The 15676-nt window shown below is 66.3% G+C and carries 13 protein-coding genes; 3 read left to right on the plus strand and 10 right to left on the minus strand.

Going from position 1 to position 15676, the window contains the following annotated elements; translation table 11 throughout:
• The first annotated feature begins 135 nt into the window (after positions 1 to 135).
• Positions 136 to 1143, plus strand: a complete 1008-nt coding sequence (locus AC1DCJ_RS07640; protein WP_137190735.1) for an energy transducer TonB — start codon at positions 136 to 138, stop codon at positions 1141 to 1143.
• Between the two features lie 343 nt (positions 1144 to 1486).
• Here the strand turns inward: AC1DCJ_RS07640 and AC1DCJ_RS07645 are convergent, their stop codons facing one another.
• The 5 genes from AC1DCJ_RS07645 to AC1DCJ_RS07665 form a co-directional block, all read right to left on the minus strand.
• A complete protein-coding gene (locus tag AC1DCJ_RS07645) occupies positions 1487 to 2689 on the minus strand; it encodes a DUF6708 domain-containing protein (protein ID WP_478070584.1) in 1203 nt (400 codons plus the stop codon).
• Between the two features lie 58 nt (positions 2690 to 2747).
• The gene (locus AC1DCJ_RS07650; protein WP_313425020.1) at positions 2748 to 3656 is read right to left on the minus strand and encodes a DUF6708 domain-containing protein; all 909 of its coding nucleotides are present in this window, start codon (positions 3654 to 3656) and stop codon (positions 2748 to 2750) included.
• A gap of 88 nt (positions 3657 to 3744) precedes the next feature.
• Positions 3745 to 6477 carry a T6SS effector BTH_I2691 family protein gene (locus AC1DCJ_RS07655; RefSeq protein WP_478070585.1) on the minus strand — a complete coding sequence of 911 codons (2733 nt, stop codon included), beginning with the start codon at positions 6475 to 6477 and terminating at the stop codon, positions 3745 to 3747.
• Entirely contained in the window at positions 6474 to 7322 is an 849-nt protein-coding gene (locus AC1DCJ_RS07660) for a DUF4123 domain-containing protein (RefSeq protein WP_478070586.1), read from the minus strand. Before AC1DCJ_RS07660 ends, AC1DCJ_RS07655 begins: the two co-directional genes overlap by 4 nt.
• 238 nt (positions 7323 to 7560) lie before the next feature.
• Entirely contained in the window at positions 7561 to 7830 is a 270-nt protein-coding gene (locus AC1DCJ_RS07665; RefSeq protein WP_478070587.1) for a hypothetical protein, read from the minus strand.
• A gap of 61 nt (positions 7831 to 7891) precedes the next feature.
• Here AC1DCJ_RS07665 and AC1DCJ_RS07670 point away from each other — a divergent pair, with 61 nt between their 5' ends.
• On the plus strand, positions 7892 to 8698 hold the full coding sequence (locus tag AC1DCJ_RS07670; protein WP_478070588.1) for an AraC family transcriptional regulator: 807 nt from the start codon (positions 7892 to 7894) through the stop codon (positions 8696 to 8698).
• Between the two features lie 46 nt (positions 8699 to 8744).
• On the opposite strand, the gene AC1DCJ_RS07675 is transcribed toward AC1DCJ_RS07670, so the two are convergent.
• The 4 genes from AC1DCJ_RS07675 to AC1DCJ_RS07690 form a co-directional block, all read right to left on the minus strand.
• Entirely contained in the window at positions 8745 to 9929 is a 1185-nt protein-coding gene (locus AC1DCJ_RS07675) for an ABC transporter permease (protein ID WP_392732073.1), read from the minus strand.
• The gene (locus AC1DCJ_RS07680) at positions 9926 to 10672 is read right to left on the minus strand and encodes an ABC transporter ATP-binding protein (RefSeq protein WP_038685610.1); all 747 of its coding nucleotides are present in this window, start codon (positions 10670 to 10672) and stop codon (positions 9926 to 9928) included. The genes AC1DCJ_RS07675 and AC1DCJ_RS07680 overlap by 4 nt, the downstream gene beginning before the upstream one ends.
• Positions 10669 to 12180 carry an alpha/beta hydrolase gene (locus AC1DCJ_RS07685; RefSeq protein WP_478070589.1) on the minus strand — a complete coding sequence of 504 codons (1512 nt, stop codon included), beginning with the start codon at positions 12178 to 12180 and terminating at the stop codon, positions 10669 to 10671. The genes AC1DCJ_RS07680 and AC1DCJ_RS07685 overlap by 4 nt, the downstream gene beginning before the upstream one ends.
• A gap of 107 nt (positions 12181 to 12287) precedes the next feature.
• Positions 12288 to 13454: a GGDEF domain-containing protein gene (locus AC1DCJ_RS07690; protein WP_478070590.1), complete on the minus strand. Its 1167-nt coding sequence runs from the start codon at positions 13452 to 13454 to the stop codon at positions 12288 to 12290.
• A gap of 257 nt (positions 13455 to 13711) precedes the next feature.
• On the opposite strand from AC1DCJ_RS07690, the gene AC1DCJ_RS07695 reads away from it, so the two are divergent.
• Positions 13712 to 14872 (plus strand): lytic polysaccharide monooxygenase auxiliary activity family 9 protein, encoded by a 1161-nt coding sequence (locus AC1DCJ_RS07695; protein WP_320488502.1) that lies wholly within the window; start codon positions 13712 to 13714, stop codon positions 14870 to 14872.
• A 48-nt stretch (positions 14873 to 14920) separates the two neighbouring features.
• On the opposite strand, the gene AC1DCJ_RS07700 is transcribed toward AC1DCJ_RS07695, so the two are convergent.
• Entirely contained in the window at positions 14921 to 15670 is a 750-nt protein-coding gene (locus tag AC1DCJ_RS07700) for a ferredoxin--NADP reductase (RefSeq protein ID WP_313425045.1), read from the minus strand.
• Between the last annotated feature and the right edge of the window lie 6 nt (positions 15671 to 15676).

Raw genomic sequence — 15676 nt, forward strand, 5'->3', positions numbered from 1 at the left:
CCGGCCCCTGGCCGGCCGGGGTGATGCTAGATTGCACACCTGCAGTACCGCCGTGGACGTCGGGAAGCGTCCATCGGCCTCGGCCAGCCTGACCGCATCGGGCCTTACGTACCGTCGTATTCAAAGGGGAGTTGGATGTCGCACGTCAACACGATTGCCACGCTGCGCCGGCTGGCGCCGCTGGCCCTTCTGGTCGCTCTGGCTGCCTGTTCAGGCAAGGACGAACCGGCGCCGGCCGCGCCCGCCGCTGCCCCCGCTGCCGCCCCGGTTGCAGCGCCCGCCGTGTCGGCCAAGGTGCAGTCGATGGGCACCGAGGAACTGCGCGACCTGGCCAGCAAGGCGCTGCGCGAGAACCGCATGTACGCCCCGGCCGGCGACAACGCCATCGAGTACTACCTGGCGCTGCGCGACAAGACCCCGGATGACGCCTCGGTCAAGAGCGCGCTCACCGACCTGCTGCCCTACACCCTGATCGCCGCCGAACAGAGCCTGGGCCGTGAGGACTTCGCCGAGTCGCAGCGGCTGGTCGCGCTGATCGAGAAGGTGGACGCCACCGCACCGGCCCTGCCGCGCCTGAAACAGGGCATCAGCGGCGGCATGCAGACCGCCCTCAAGCGCACCCAGGAAGAGACCGACAAGGTCAAGAAGGACGCCGAGAACCGCACCAAGCAGCTGGCCGACCAGCAGCGCCTGGCCCAGCAGCAGGCGGCCGAAGCCGAAGCGGCCCGCACCATTGCCGCCCAGCAGGATGCCGCGCGCCGCGACGGCGAACGCCAGGACGCCGAGCGCCAGGCCAGCGCCCGCCGCGAGGCCGAGCAGCGCCAGCAGACCGCCGCCGCCCAGCAGGCCGCCGCGGCCCGCCAGGCCGCCGCCCCGGCAGCAGCGGCACCGAGCCTGCGTCCGGTCAGCACGCCGGCCCCGCGCTACCCCGCCGAAGCACTGCGTTCGGGTACCTCCGGCGAAGTGCTGGTGGAAATCACCGTCGGCACCGACGGTTCGGTCACCAACGCCCGCGTGCTGCGCGCCACGCCGTCGCGCGTGTTCGATCGCGAGGCGCTCAACGCGGTCAAGCGCTGGAAGTTCGAGCCGGTGGGCGCCCCGGTGACCACCCGACGTACGCTGGCGTTCGCGCCGGGCGGCTGATCGGTTTCGATACTGGCATGGAGAAGGCCCGGAGCGATCCGGGCCTTTTTTGTTTTCGGCGGCTTCCTTCCACTGGCGCGCCGGCATCGAACCGGCCGCGGGCGACAGCGCCTGCGGGTACTTCACGCGCCGCCGCGATCGCTGGCCGATGAGTCAGTGGCCAGCACCGGGCTGAGCCTGGCCTGCGACACGCAACGTGCGTTCATCGTGGTCTTCCGGCGCGAACGGGGTACCACGCCCATGCGATATGTACGAGGCGAACCGCTGTGAGTGCGTGCCCGGACCGCAGATCGCACAACCTGATCAAGCGATGGGGGCACGCGTCGGTGAGCGGTCGCCACCCTTATTCAAATCGTGGGTGCGGACCAACGCCCCCTCCGATGCTCGACAAGAACGTGGCGAAAACAAGTAGAAATCCGGTGGAAATAAGGCATGCGCCATAGAGATTGGCGAGAGCGAAATCCTTGAGCCCGTGCATGAAAAGTAACCCAGCCAGGATCCACGCAACCACTTTCCAGCCGACCCAGCTCGCGTCAAACAACATGGCGCCCTCATGCGCGTTCCACTCCCACAGGCGCTCACGTACGTGCTGACGAACCGCATGGGCGCGGGCGAACTCGGCCATGAAACGCGGCTCTGGCAACGCAAGCGGATCGTCCACCGAAATGGCGCATTCGAGCTCGATCTTCTGAGGAAACACCGGCGCCGTGCAACTTTTGAAGACCAGCCAACGGCATGCAGTCAACGCGGCGTACAGCGGGAACATCAGCGTGTAGCGCATCGGCAGGAGTGCGGTTCCCATCATCAGACAGACCATCATCCAGTGGTTGCGAAGTGTTGGCAGTGTGGACAGGGTGATGACGCCTTCCGAAGGCGTGGCGAAGGCTTGATCCGGGCCATTCTGCATGTAGCGACAGATGAACTCCCACATCTTGTGAACCTCGGCGTCACCCGTCCAGAAGTGACCCATGGTGAAGGTGTCCATGACCTGCCTGTTTTCGTCAAGCACATGGCAGCGAAGATCACGCAGCTCAGTGTTCTGCCCGCCACATCCCACATGGAAGAACAACGAGGGTGAGTCCCAGGGAACTTCGACCACTCCCCCGGCCCCGTTGTGACGAAAAAAGTAGACCTTCTGCGACCTGCGATTGAACCGCACGGGATAGTACGTGTACTGGAACAAATCATTACGCAGATTGATCCTCCACAAGCGCACGCAGCAGCCGACGAATACCAGGGACATCAAGGCCACAGCGACGATGTTCTCGAGGTCAATTTCCGACTCCACAACGAGCGGTCGCCACGGCAAGGAGAGCGAAGCTACCAGAAAGGCGGCGAGCGCACTGATGCCAGCGAGGGGTGCGAACATCCCCTTGATCTTGAACGTGCGATCAACCATCTCCAGGTACGTCGAGTTGAAACGCGTCATCGCAATGGCGTCGTCTGGACTGACCCCGCGGCGACCTGTGCGCTCCAGTCGATTCTTCAGCTCTGTAGGATAAAGACCTCTATCTATACTGAGCACTGGCTGCCAACCGGTGAACATTGCTACACCTGCTCTCTGTCTGGAATGGGATGCGCCTTGGCGACATGAACGCCGCTACCTACCGCCACATGATCTTTTCCAAGTGGCGCCTGCGTGCACGCTCGTAGATGGCCGGATCGCTGGCGAACTCGGCCATGAAGCGCGGCTCCGGGAGGGCGTAGGGATCATCCGGTGCGATGGCGCACTCTGCTTCGATTTCTGGCGGAAATACCGGCGCTTTGCAGGTCTTGAAGGTAAGCCAGCGACTGAGGGTCAGTGCGCCATAGAAGGGGAAAAGAAGGTTGTGCCGCAATGGGAATAGGTTGGTGCCCATCATCAGGCACACCAGCATCCAGTGGTTGCGGAAGGTGGGCAGTGTGGAGAGCGTGATGACGCGATCCAGCGGGTCGTCGAAGCACGCCTCCGGACCGTCCTGCATGTACCGACAGATCAACGCCCATTCTTCCCGGATGTCCTGGTCGTGATCCCAGAAGTGGCCGATGGTGAAGGTCTGCTGCACTTGACGGTTGCGATCAAGGAGGTGGCAGCGAAGGTCGCGCAGATTGGGGTCCTGGCCGCCACGGCCGATGTGGAAGAAGGCAAAGGGCGACCCCCATGGCACAACCACGACGCCGCCCGGGCCGTTGTGACGGAAGAAGTAGATCTTGCGGGTGAGGCGGTTGAAGCGGACGGGATAGTGGGTGTACTGGAAGAGGTCCATTCGCAACTGAAGGTGCCAGAAGAGTGCGATGCCGCAGCCAGCGATCAACCCTACTGGAATGAAATAGAGGCCAATTTCCAACACCCCATCTTCAAGTTCCACCAGACGTTTCCCTACCATAACCATGGCCAGAAAGAGAAACAGACACAGCGCGCCGTATATCAGTGTCGGGACCATGCCCTTGATTTTGAAAGTTCGATCAACGAACTCCAAATACGTTGAACTGAATCTTGTCATCCCAGCCACGTCATCCGGCGGAGTGCCCATGCATTCGATATCGAGAGCTGCACCTGCTTCGACGGGTTGAATCCCCCTTTCTGTCCTGAATTTTGGGTGCCATCCGGTCCACATACGGTCAAGCCTTCAAGTTGACAAGTTCTGTGGATTGAGAGGTGATATCGGGAAAAACTCCGGTCTTGTTCTTCCCAAAGTGCATGGCTCGATCAAGCCACCTTTCGATCTGATCAGGCTTGAGCCATGCCGCTATGACAGTCACTATCGCGGCGAAAATGAAAAGCACGGTTGCCACGGGGACTAAAGCGCCGAATAGAATCAAGGCAGCGGAGATCATGAGGGCCAACCCACCAGAAATCATGGCAATTCCATACCCTGTGCTGAGCTGCATGTCCTTGTATCCCTCCCATACGGAGAGCGCACCAACTATCACTCCAGCGCCACCACTCAGCCACCGACCTCCAGCCTGCAGCACCGCGGCCCTGGTGCTGGCCTTGAACATCCACCGCCCCATCGGCTCGGCCAACGTCCGCGAAAGCCAGGGCAGCTTCGATCCCATTTCTCCCAGTACGATCGCCGCATCGCCTACCAGCGCGGCCACTCCAGCCGCAAAGTTCGCTTGCAGCAATCCGCGTCCTTCCACAGGAGCCTTGAGAATCTGCTTGTTCAACTCTCCAAGACTGGCTGACATCAGCACCAGCGCGGCAATTCCATAGCCGTAGGAACTGCGGTGCAGGCCAGATACTGTGGTGCGCATAGCGTCGTGCAGGTCCAGGACAGTCAGCGTTCCCATAAGCTGCGCCTGCCGTGCGGGCCCGGCAATCACTGCCTTTGCGTTGAGCGCCTTGAACAGCTTCAGCTGATCCGCGTCTGCCAGGGCTACCATGCCGAACTTGAACCGGCCGCCCTCAATCGTCGCGCTGGATGACGCAATCGACTCAGCCGCAGCCGCGCTGGCTTGCTGCGCCGCATTCAGGCCCGCGCGCCCGGCTAGTGTCATTGCCAACGCCTTTCGTGCGCGCTTTGGCGTGGTGTAACCGGTCAGATCTATCAGCGCCGTGCCTGGCGAGGACGACTGGCCCAGCGCAGTAAGCAGGCCGATCTGCCAACGTGCCGGCAGCGTGCCGACACCGACGGCCGCCATGCTACCGATCTCGTTGCCGACCATGCGCGTCACCGGGCCGGACAACTGTTCCAGCAGGCGCGCCGCGCCTCGGTACATGTCCACCAGCCGCTTCGGGCCGTGGTATCCGCTGACCTGGCCCTTGAGAGGGTTATCGAGCATGCCCTTGAATGCGTTGGACAGTCCGTTCGCCGCCACCATCCAATCGCGCGCGTTCGGCGCGCTGGAGGCTTGTGCCAGCGCATCCTTCCACACTGCGATTAGGCCGTCCTGGTTCCACACCTGGGCACGCAACAGTATTTCATCCGGGTTGAGCGGGTCCCCCTGTTCCAACCGTTCCAGTACGTACTGGAATACCTTGCCGCGAGAGGTAGCATCCTGCAGCAGCGCGGTCACCGCTTCCTGGTACAGAACGCCGCTGGTTGTATCGGTGCTGTCGAAGTTTCCGGTCATGTACTGCTTGAAGCCCGCCGACGACAGCCACGCAATGTAAGCATCGTCCAGTGCGGAGATGGTGTGCTCGTAGAACTTCACCTGCTCGGCTGCATAGGTTTCTTTCAGCCAGCGCGCGTAACCGTCATCCTCGCGCAGGTACTGGCGGTATTTTTTCCAGGATGCGGCACCCAGCTTCAGAACTACATCTTCATCGGCCACGGCGAACACATCATCAGTCCATAGAGGCAGTGATCGCGACATCTGCTCGGCCACGGTGCGCCCGCCGAGCGTAGTAACCAGGCCCCGACCCGCCATCGCGTTTCGCCGACGCCGATGCGTTTCATCCTCCAATGCGCCCTGCTCGATGGCCTCGCGAAGTGCGGTGATCGCAGCAGCGGTCTGCCTTTTCTCCTGGCGCTCCGGTTCGTTCTCCCATTCCAGCAAACGCGTCACCGCCAACTGGTTGAGGTCGGCGATGATGCCCACCGGGTCGTCCAGCGCTACCAGCGCCGGCGCCACCGCCAGCGGGTGGTCCGGGGCGTCCTGGCGTGCCGCCAGCCGCGCCTGGGCACGCAGCAGGTCGAGCTGATGCTGAGCGTACTGCACTCGACCGCTCAGGCTGTGGGCCAGTGCATGCGCGCCGGGCAGCACCTCCATGCGGGGCAGGTTGGTGGCGTCTGGTGTTTTAGGCAGGATTGAATAGGTGTCGACAAGGTGGAATTCCGCCACCTGATCCAACGTCTGGTACAAGCTCGCCATGTGCGGTTGCGGGTTGCCGCTGCCGACCCAGCCGGCCATGTCGATGCGGCGCATGCTGCGCTGCCGGTAGGCGGCGTCCTGGTGGCGGCGCCATACCTTGGCCGTCCACGGAGCCGCGCTGAATGCCAGCCACAGCGTGGTCCCCCACTTCGCATCCGGCAGGACGATGCACTTGCTCATCATCGCGCTGCCGTGCCGCGAGCAACTGGCCGGGGCGTCACCGTTCTGCGGCGGCGGAGAAGTGTCACGGATGTCGAAGGAAGACAGGTCGCCGTGCTCATTGACCTGCCACGCCAGCCACTCGTCGCGCGTCTCGTTGAACGCATATACGTAGCCGCCGCGCAGCAGCCGTAGCGTGTACTGCGCATCGGATGCCGGCAGCACGATGTCCTGTACGCCCGAACCGAAAGGGGCCTGCAACGGAGGTGCCCGCCGCCGTACCTCTGCGTCGGTGCGGGCCACGGCATAGCGCGCCAGCAGGATGGGAAAGCCGAACCTGATGCAGTTGGGGCAGTAGTCGGCAGCGGCGTCGTTCATGCCGCCACCGCAGCCGCAGAGGCGCCGGTTTCCAGCCGGGTAGCCATCGCATAGGACATCCCGTCGCCACGCAACCGCGCCAGCCGCAACGCCACATCGGGCCGATGCCGGAACCCGGGGCCGTGCTGCAGGCGCTGCCGTGCGTAAAGGGACAGGTCCCTGACATCTTCCAGACCGGCATCGCGCGCTTCCAGTACGCCCTCCATCAGCGCGCGCAACGCGCTTCTGCCCCCAGTGGCAGGGTCATCGACCAGATCGCGCAGGCACGCATTGATGACGCCCATCTGCTCAAGGCCCTGCCACTGGTCCGGCTGCAGCAGCAGGCCGAACGGTGCGTGCGCGTCAGGCCGGTGATGGGTGCGCCAGGTGCCGCCGAGCGGCTCGTGCCAGGTCCACGCGTGCACCGGGCCCATCACCTCGGCCATCTGCGCCGGAGTCAACAACCAGCGCAGGTGGCGGAATACGCGGGGATCGTGCACGCGAAACCATACGCGGCCCTTGCCGGGCCGCCACAAGCCCATCAGATGCCGCAGGTGACCTCGCAGGCGCGCTGCGTCGTTGCAGGCCAGCAACGTGCAGAACAAGGGGCGTCCGCGTTCGCGCAGATGCAGCTCGGCACGATCCAGTACCTCCAGCCGCCGATCCCAGGACAGTGTATCCAGCGCCACCAGCAGCGGCGGCTGGCGCAGATACCCACCCAGTTCCACCGGCTCCAGCGGCTCGCAGGAGAGATCGGCAAAGCAGGCGGCGGCCACCTGGGTGGGGTCGATGATGGCGTGGGTCTGCGCAAGGAAGGTGCGATGGCCCATGTCGATAGGCGCGTTGACGTGCGTGTCCAGGTCCATTGGAACTCTGCATCGGTGGATGCAGGCAGGCTACGAGGGGCACGGGGGTGTAGCGAAGAGCCAGAACCGACAATGCGTCGCGGGCTTCACAGTTTTTCTATTTCGATTTGTAGATTACTCGCGAGCTTCCATATGACATGCCTACACGTGCCACGGACATCCAACGCTCCACAGCGCTGCGAAAGGTCAGTGCGCGATGACACGCTGCGCATGACGGATGCGCAGCGCAGGCAACGAGTCACCGGTACTGTTCCACCAATTGCCGCAGCGCTGCATCTTTCGGCACCAGCACGTCGAACAGGCCCAGGGCGTGCAGCCCGGGCAGCAGCGCCAGCAGATCGTGTTTGGCGGCGTTGCGCGCTGCCGCGTCCTGATCGGCATCGAGCAGGATCGTCGCATTGGCCAGAAACGCGCCCACGCTTCCCTTGCGCACGGTGATGCCGGCGCGTTGCACATGGTTGTGATCGTCCGGCAGCAGGTCTTCAGGTCGCATCGGGGCAGGCTCCAAGTGGGGAACGCCAGTATCCACGCGTAACGGCGGCGGTTCTGTCGTATAACTGCCATCTGATATGGCAGATCCGACACATCCCGCCCTGCTCGACCCAGCGCTGGCCGATGCGCCCGCGGGCCCGCTGCTGTTCGCTGCCCGCACGATCCCGCGTGGTGGCAAGGCCGGTCCACGGCGCACATCGCGCCACCAGCATGCGCGTGGGCAACTGCTGGGCGCCGACAGCGGCCTGATGCAGATCGACGTGGGGGCCACGCACTGGCTGTTGCCGGCCGGCCACTTGGCTTGGATTCCGCCTGACCTGCCGCACGCGTTGCTGGCGCCACAGGGCTTCGAGGGGTGGAGCCTGTACTTCAACGCGGCCGCCAGCGCGCTGCTGCCCGACCAGCCCCGGATCCTGGCACCGGGCCCGCTGCTGCAGGCCGCCATCCAGCGCGCGCAACAGTGGCCGCCCGGTCCGTTGGATGCTGCACAGCGACGTCTCGCAGGGGTGATCGTGGATGAGATCGCCACCCACCCGACGTTGCCGTTGGCCCTGGCACACCCGCAGGATCGACGCTTGCGACGCGTGGCCAGCGCGTTCGCCGCCCACCCCGAGGACAACCGCAGCGTCGAGCACTGGGCAGCGTTCGCCGGCCTGTCCAGCCGCACGCTCACCCGCCAATGGCAGCGCGAAACCGGTATGGGGCTGTCGCGCTGGCGGCAACGGCTGCGGGTGCTGCATGCGCTGCCCCGGCTGGCGGCGGGTGACACGGTCACGCGTACCGCGTTGGCGCTGGGGTATGAGACCACCAGCGCGTTCATCGCGGTATTCAAGCGCGAACTGGGCGATACACCGGCGCGATACGCGCGGGATGCACGCGGATGAGAGCGGCCGACGGGGCGATGGCGCACTCGCCATCGCCCCGGTGTGCTCAGCCCGAAATGGCCAACCGCTCCTGGTGGTAACGGCGCACCGCTGCATACCACAGCACCGCGGCAAGGCCGAAGCCGGCGGCCAGATAGACGGCCCACATCTGCATGCTGATCGCCTCGTGGCGGATGATCTTCAGCAGCATTTGGTTCTGCGCCAGGAACGGCACCGCGAACTGCCACAGCTCGCTCTTCAGCGGGTACACCATCAGCGCGTAGCCGGGCAGCATCGGCAGCAGCATCAGCCAGGTCATGTGGCTCTGGGCTTCCTTCATGCTCTTGGCCGCCGCCGACAGGAAGGTCAGCAGCGAGGTGCCGATGAACAGCATCGGCAGCATGATCAGCAGCATCTGCAGCATCGGCAGGAAGCCCATGTTGAGCTGTCGTCCCGCCCCGCTGCTGGAGAGCTGCGCGCTCAGTTTGAACGCGAGCAACGTCAGTAGCAGCGACGCCATGCCCACCACGCAGGCGGCGACGATCTTGCCGCTGACAATCGCGCTGCGGGAGGCCGGGGTGGCCAGCAGCGGTTCCAGCGACTGGCGCTCGCGCTCACCGGCGGTGGTGTCCATCACCAGGTAGGCACCGCCCAGGAACGAGGTGATGGTCAGCAGCACCGGCAGCAGGAACGAGAGCACCTGGCCGCGTTTTGCTTCGGCAGTGGCCAGGTCCTGGGTGGCCAGATCCAGCGGCCGCGCGACCTGGGCGTCCACGCCACGGGCGAGCAGGCGCAGCGCACCCACCTGCTGGTTGTAGCCGGCCAGCGCGGTCTGCAGGCGCATGCTGGGGATGTCGGCGGCGCGGCGGGTGCTGTCCTTGACGATCTCCACCAGCGCCGGGCGGCCGTCGGCCCAGTCCTTGCCGAAGTCCGGGCTGATCCGCAGCGCGACGTCGATCTGCTGGTCGCGGATGGCTGCGGTCAGGTCCTTGGGCGCATCAACCGCGTTGAGCCCCTGCGCGGCCAGGAAGCGCACCAGGTTGGGGGCGTTCTCGCGGCCGATGGTGGCGATGTCCAGCGGTTTGTCGATCTGGGTCTTGACCCGGCTTTCGGCCAGCTTGCCCATGCCCAGGATCAGGATGGGATACAGCAGCGGGCCCAGCAGCAGGGTAAGAGCGAGGGTGCGGCGGTCGCGGGACAGATCGCGCAGTTCCTTGCGCATCACGGTCAACAACGTGCTCAACGAACTCATGCGTGCAATCCTTCTTCCGAACCGATCACCTTGACGAAGGCATCTTCCAGGTTGTCTTCCCCGGTCTGTGCACGCAGCTCATCGGCGCTGCCGGCCGCCATGACCGTGCCGTGGGCGATGATCACGATGCGATCGCACAGCGCGGCCACCTCCTGCATGATGTGGCTGGAGAAGATCACGCAGCGGCCCTCGTCGCGCAGGCCGCGCAGGAAGCCGCGCAGCGCACGCGTGGTCATCACGTCCAGGCCGTTGGTGGGTTCATCCAGGATCACGTTGCGCGGGTCGTGCACCAGCGCGCGGGCGATGGCGGTCTTGGTGCGCTGGCCCTGCGAGAAACCGTCGGTCTGGCGGTCCAGGATGTCGTCCATGTCCAGCGCCTTGGACAGCACCTGGGTGCGCGCGCGGATCTGCGCGGCGCTCATGCCGTGCAGCTGCCCGAAGTAAGCGATGTTTTCGCGGGCAGTCAGGCGCTTGTACACGCCACGCGCGTCGGGCAGCACGCCCAGCCGGCGGCGCACCGCGACCGCGTCGGCGGACGCATCGATGCCATCCACCAGCACGCGGCCCTGGTCGGGCGTCATCAGCGTGTACAGCATGCGCATGGTGGTGGTCTTGCCGGCGCCGTTGGGGCCGAGCAGGCCGGTGATCTGGCCGTCCTCGGCCTGGAAGCCGACGTTCTCCACCGCCTTGATCAGGCCGGTCTTTGTCTTGAAGGCTTTGTGCAGGTTCTCGGCGACGATCATGGTTCCCATCCGTTGAACGAGGTGAAGGCCGGCACCGGGCTCAGCGAGTCCAGGCAGGTGGCATCAAGCGATTTGGCGTCCGCTTTGTCCATGAACTGGCCCAGCAGGCGCGGCATGCAACCGGCGTTGAGGGTGCCGTGGCCCTGGCCCTTGGCGATCAGGTGGCGGCCGTTGGGCAGCGTCTTGAGCACCTGCTCGGCGTAGCGCGGCGGGGTGACCGGATCGAACTGGCCCGACAGCAGCAGTACCGGTAGGTCGCTCTTCAGCGGCGCGGTGAAATCCTTCGGGCGCGTGCCCACCTTCCAGCCCGGGCAGGCGGCGAAGAACATGCGCGCCACCTCCGGACCAAGCAGGCGATCACTGGCGGCCGGCTCCTGGTAGCGGTCGGCATCCTCGGCGCAGATCACCGACCACTGCATGCCACGGTTCATCTGCACGCCCAGCGAGCGGCTGGCCATGCTGCTCAGCGACATCAGCGGGGCGTAGCGGCCATGCGCGGCTTCATCCAGCACCACCGGCAGCAGCGAGGACAGCTCGGGCATGTAGGAGAACATGAAGGCCAGGCCGGTGACCGAATCGGACGTCAGCACATCGCGCTTGGTTTCGGCGGTACCGGGGTCGCGGTACTCGACCTCGACCGGGGCCTTGGCCAGCGCGTCCATCACGTTCTTGAGCTGGGTGCGCGTATCGACCGGGAAGCGCTTGGCGCAGGCGGCATCCTTCCTGCACTGCGCCGCCTGCAGGTCGATGGCGGCTTCAAAGGTGTTGGCGAAATCACCGCCCACCACCACGTCGTTCGGGGCCACCCCGTCGATCACCACCGCACGGGTGTGCTGCGGGTAGTGCGCGGCGTACTGCTGGGCCACGCGGGTGCCGTAGGACCCGCCGATCAGGTTGATCTTGTCCACGCCCAGCGCCGCACGCACGGTGTCGATGTCGGCGATGGCCTGGGTGGTGGTGTAGAAGCGGGTGTCGGCGCGGCTGGCCAGCGATGTCGCGCACTGCGCGGCGAAGTCGGCAATGGCCTGGGGGGTCGGGGCGATGGTGTCGTCCAGCGCCATTTCCTTGCCGTCGGCCCCCACGCAGGTGAGCGGGTTGGATTTGCCGGTGCCGCGCTGGTCGACCAGGATGATGTCGCGCTGCTTGCGCACTTCGCGCAACGCCACGTTGATCACCGCGGCCACTTCGGTCGCTGCCTGGCCCGGTCCACCGGCCAGGAAGAACACCGGGTCGCCCTTGCCCTCGCCTTCGTTGCTGGTATCCAGCCAGGCGATGTTCAACCCGATCTTGCGGCCGTCCGGCGCGGCCGGGTTCTCGGCCACCTGCAGGGTGGCACATTGCGCTTCCACGTTGTCGCTGGCCTGGGTGCTGGTCAGCGTGCACGGCTTGAACGTCAGGTGTCCGTACTGACGTTGCGCGGCTTCCGGGGTGGCCTCCGGTGTGGCCTGGCAGGCGGCCAGCAGCAGCAAGGCTGCACCGGTCGCCAAGGGACGGCAGGAAACTCGCATGTTCGATCGCATCCTGGATTGAAGGGTCTCAGCATGCCATGACGAAGGGGCGCGCTGGATGTGACCAGCGCGGTACCGGCGGCACGGGCGGCGTGCGCCGGCCAGGCTCAGGCAGGCAGTGGCACCGCGCTGACGGCGCGGTCGCGGCCGTCGGCCTTGGCCTGGTAGAGCGCCCGGTCGGCGGCGGCCAGCAAGGCCGGCAGGTCGTGCGCGCCGGTGCCGACAGCCACCCCGATGCTGGCGGTGACCGTGACCGGCATGTCACCCACGTAGGCGGGGTGCGCCTGCAGCTGCGCGCGGATGTAGGCGGCGTGTTGAAGGGCCCGGGCATGGTCGGCGCCCGGCAGCAGCACCACGAACTCCTCGCCGCCGTAGCGGCCCAGCAGCGGCTGCTGGGTCGCGAGGCAGCTGGCCAGGACCGTGGCGAAGTGGTGCAGCACCTGGTCGCCCGCGATATGCCCCCAGCGGTCGTTGACCTGCTTGAAGTGGTCCACATCCAGCAGCAGCAGTGCCAACGGCTGCTGTTGCCGCTGGCACTGCAGCAGGCACGCCTGGCCATCAGCCAGCACCGCGCCGCGGTTGAGCAGGCCGGTGAGCCCGTCGGTGCGTGCCGCGCGGCGCAGGTCGACCAGCATCTTCTCCACCAGCAGCAGCACCAGCGCAAAGCAGCGGGCCAGTTCCAGGAAGATGCCCGCCAGGTAGGTGGCGAACATCGGCGCGCCGGCCCGGAAGATGTCCTGCCCGGCATCGGGCGCCACCGGCAGCCACAGCCGCACCAGGTACACCACCGCTTCGGCCCCGAAGATGGCCGCGGCCAGCCAGCAGCTGGTGCGCTGCTCGGGCGGTGCATGGCGCACCAGCATCCAGGCCATCCAGCTGTTGATCAGCACCGCGAACAGGCTGGCCACGTTGAGCCGGACCGCCAGGTTCGGGAACGGCACCACGAACACCACGATGCCGGCCACGTAGGCCCCGGCCAGCAGGGCCGGCTGCCAGGCCGGCAGCCGCCGCTGCAGGTGGCGGGCCACGCCGTACAGCATCAGCACCGCCGACAGCGCCAGTACGGCGTTGCCGAAGATCACCAAAGGCACGACGGGCAGCTGGGCGCGCAGCGCCACCGAGGTCAGGCTGAGCGCCAGCAGCCACAGGCTGGCCGTCCACAGGCGCAGCGCCGGTTGCCCGCGCAGCACCAGCAGCAGCAATGAAAAGCCCAGCGCAATGCCCAGGCACAGCAGGTAGCCGAGCACGGCGACGGTGGGGAAATCCAGGGACATGCGGCCTCGCGCCTCAGAGCAGCGCGCGCATCTTAGCGCGCGCCGCGGCCTGGCAAGGCCGTCCCGGCCTCGACAACGCTCCCTGTGTTCTGAGACGCGCTGCCCAGACGCGGATTGATGCCCATCCCAACGCGCGTCAACTGCAACCATTCCGATTCGGAATTCCCTGACGGCGCCAGATACTCGACGGACCGCACCCCAACGCCGGCGCCGCTGGCCACCCGGGCGTGCCATCCCCCTTGGCCTATGGAGATACCATGACCCCTCGACACTCCCTTTCCCTGATCGCGCTGTCACTGGCCGTCGGCGCCGGCGCGGCCAGCGCGCCGGCGCATGCCCACGGCACCATGACCACGCCGATCAGCCGGGTGTACGCCTGCTTCCAGGGCAACCCGGAAAACCCGACCAACCCGGCCTGCGCCGCCGCCAAGGCAGTCGGTGGCGCGCAGGCGTTCTACGACTGGGCGGGCATCAACCAGGCCCACGCCAACGGAAATCACCAGGCGGTGGTGCCGGATGGGAAGCTGTGCAGTGGCAACAACCCCACCTTCCGTGGCTTGGACCTGGACCGCAGCGACTGGCAACGCACGCCGATCCAGGCCGATGCCAATGGCCGCTTCACCTTCGTGTTCAAGGCCTCGGCACCGCATGTCACGCGTGACTGGCAGTTCTTCGTCACGCGCGAGGGCTGGCAGCCGGGTGCGCCGATGGGCTGGGGCGACCTGGAAAAGTTCTGCACGCTGGGCAACACGCCGTTGTCGCCCGATGGTACTTACAAGCTCGAATGCCAGCTGCCCAAGCGCAGCGGCCCGCATGTGATCTACAACACCTGGCAGCGGGCCGATTCGGGCGAGGCGTTCTATACCTGCATGGATGTGCGCTTCGACGGCGACGGCGGCACGCCCCCGCCGGGTTGGCAGGACGCCGGCCCGCTCACCGCACGGGGCGAACTGCCGGTGGGCACCGAGCTGTCGCTGCGCGTGTTCACCAGCGCAGGGCAGGACGTGGAAACGGTGCAGGCCACGCTGGCCAGCGGCCAAACCGCCCCTGCGCAGTGGCCGCTGCAGTTGGCCCGGCAGGTCAATGCCCGCGCCACTCACGCCCGGGTGGGGGTGATGCGCGATGGGGTGGTCACGCCGATCGCCTCGGCCACCGACAACCGCGTGTATCTTTCGGCCGGCCACCGGTTCCAGCTGGACGTGCGGACGCCGGAGCTGCCACCGCCGGACGGTGACTACGATTTCGTCTACCCCGCCGGCATCGGCAGCTACATTCCGGGCCAGACCGTGGTGAAGGGCAGCGATGGCCAGTTGTACGCGTGCCGGCCGTTCCCTGAAGGCGCCTGGTGCAACACCGACGCCGACGCCTACCGCCCCGGGACCGGATCGGCCTGGCGCGACGCCTGGATTCCGTACTGAGTGCAGCACCGGGGGCGGCGTTGGCTGCCCCCGGTCAGCGCAGCGGGCCTACTTGCTACTGACGTACTTCTCGCGCCGCACCTGCGGGGTCGGCAGGCCGGCGTCCTTCAACGCCTCGAAGGTGGCGTCGACCATGTCCGGGTTGCCACACAGGTAGGCGATGTCGGTGGCCGGGTTCGGGGCGAATTCGGCCAGATGCTGCTGCACGTAGCCGTGGCGCACGTCCGGATGCGGGTTCTCCGGCAGCTCGCGCGACAGGCACGGCACGTAGCGGAAGCCCGGGTGGGCGGCCGCGAAGGCATAGAAGTCGTCGCTGTAGAGCAGCTCGGTGGGGGTGCGGGCGCCCTGCAGCAGCACCACCTCCACCCCGCGCTCGGCCATGGCGGTGGCCAGCAGCGGCAGCATCGACCGGTACGGGGTGACCCCGGTGCCGGTGGCGATCAGCAGGTAGCGGGCGTTGTGGTCGCCCGGCTGCAGGCAGAACCGGCCAAACGGGCCGCTGGCGGTGACGTGGCCGCCGATATCCAGGCCCTCGAACAGGGCCGTGGCGGCGCCGCCGGGGACGAAGCTGACCGCGATATCGACCGCTTCGCCCGCGCCGAGGGCGTGGTTGTGAATGGTGGCCAGCGAGTAACTGCGCTTGGTGGCGGTGCCGTCGGCGTACTCGAAATGGACCTGGATGAACTGGCCGGGCTGGAAATCCAGCGGCTGGCCGTCATCACGCAGGAACTGGTAGTGGCCGACGGTCGGGGCCAGCATGCGCCGGTCGACCAGTTTGAGGGGGAATTGAACAGGCACGGCTTT

It is taken from the genome of Stenotrophomonas sp. 10N36, assembly GCF_056395005.1.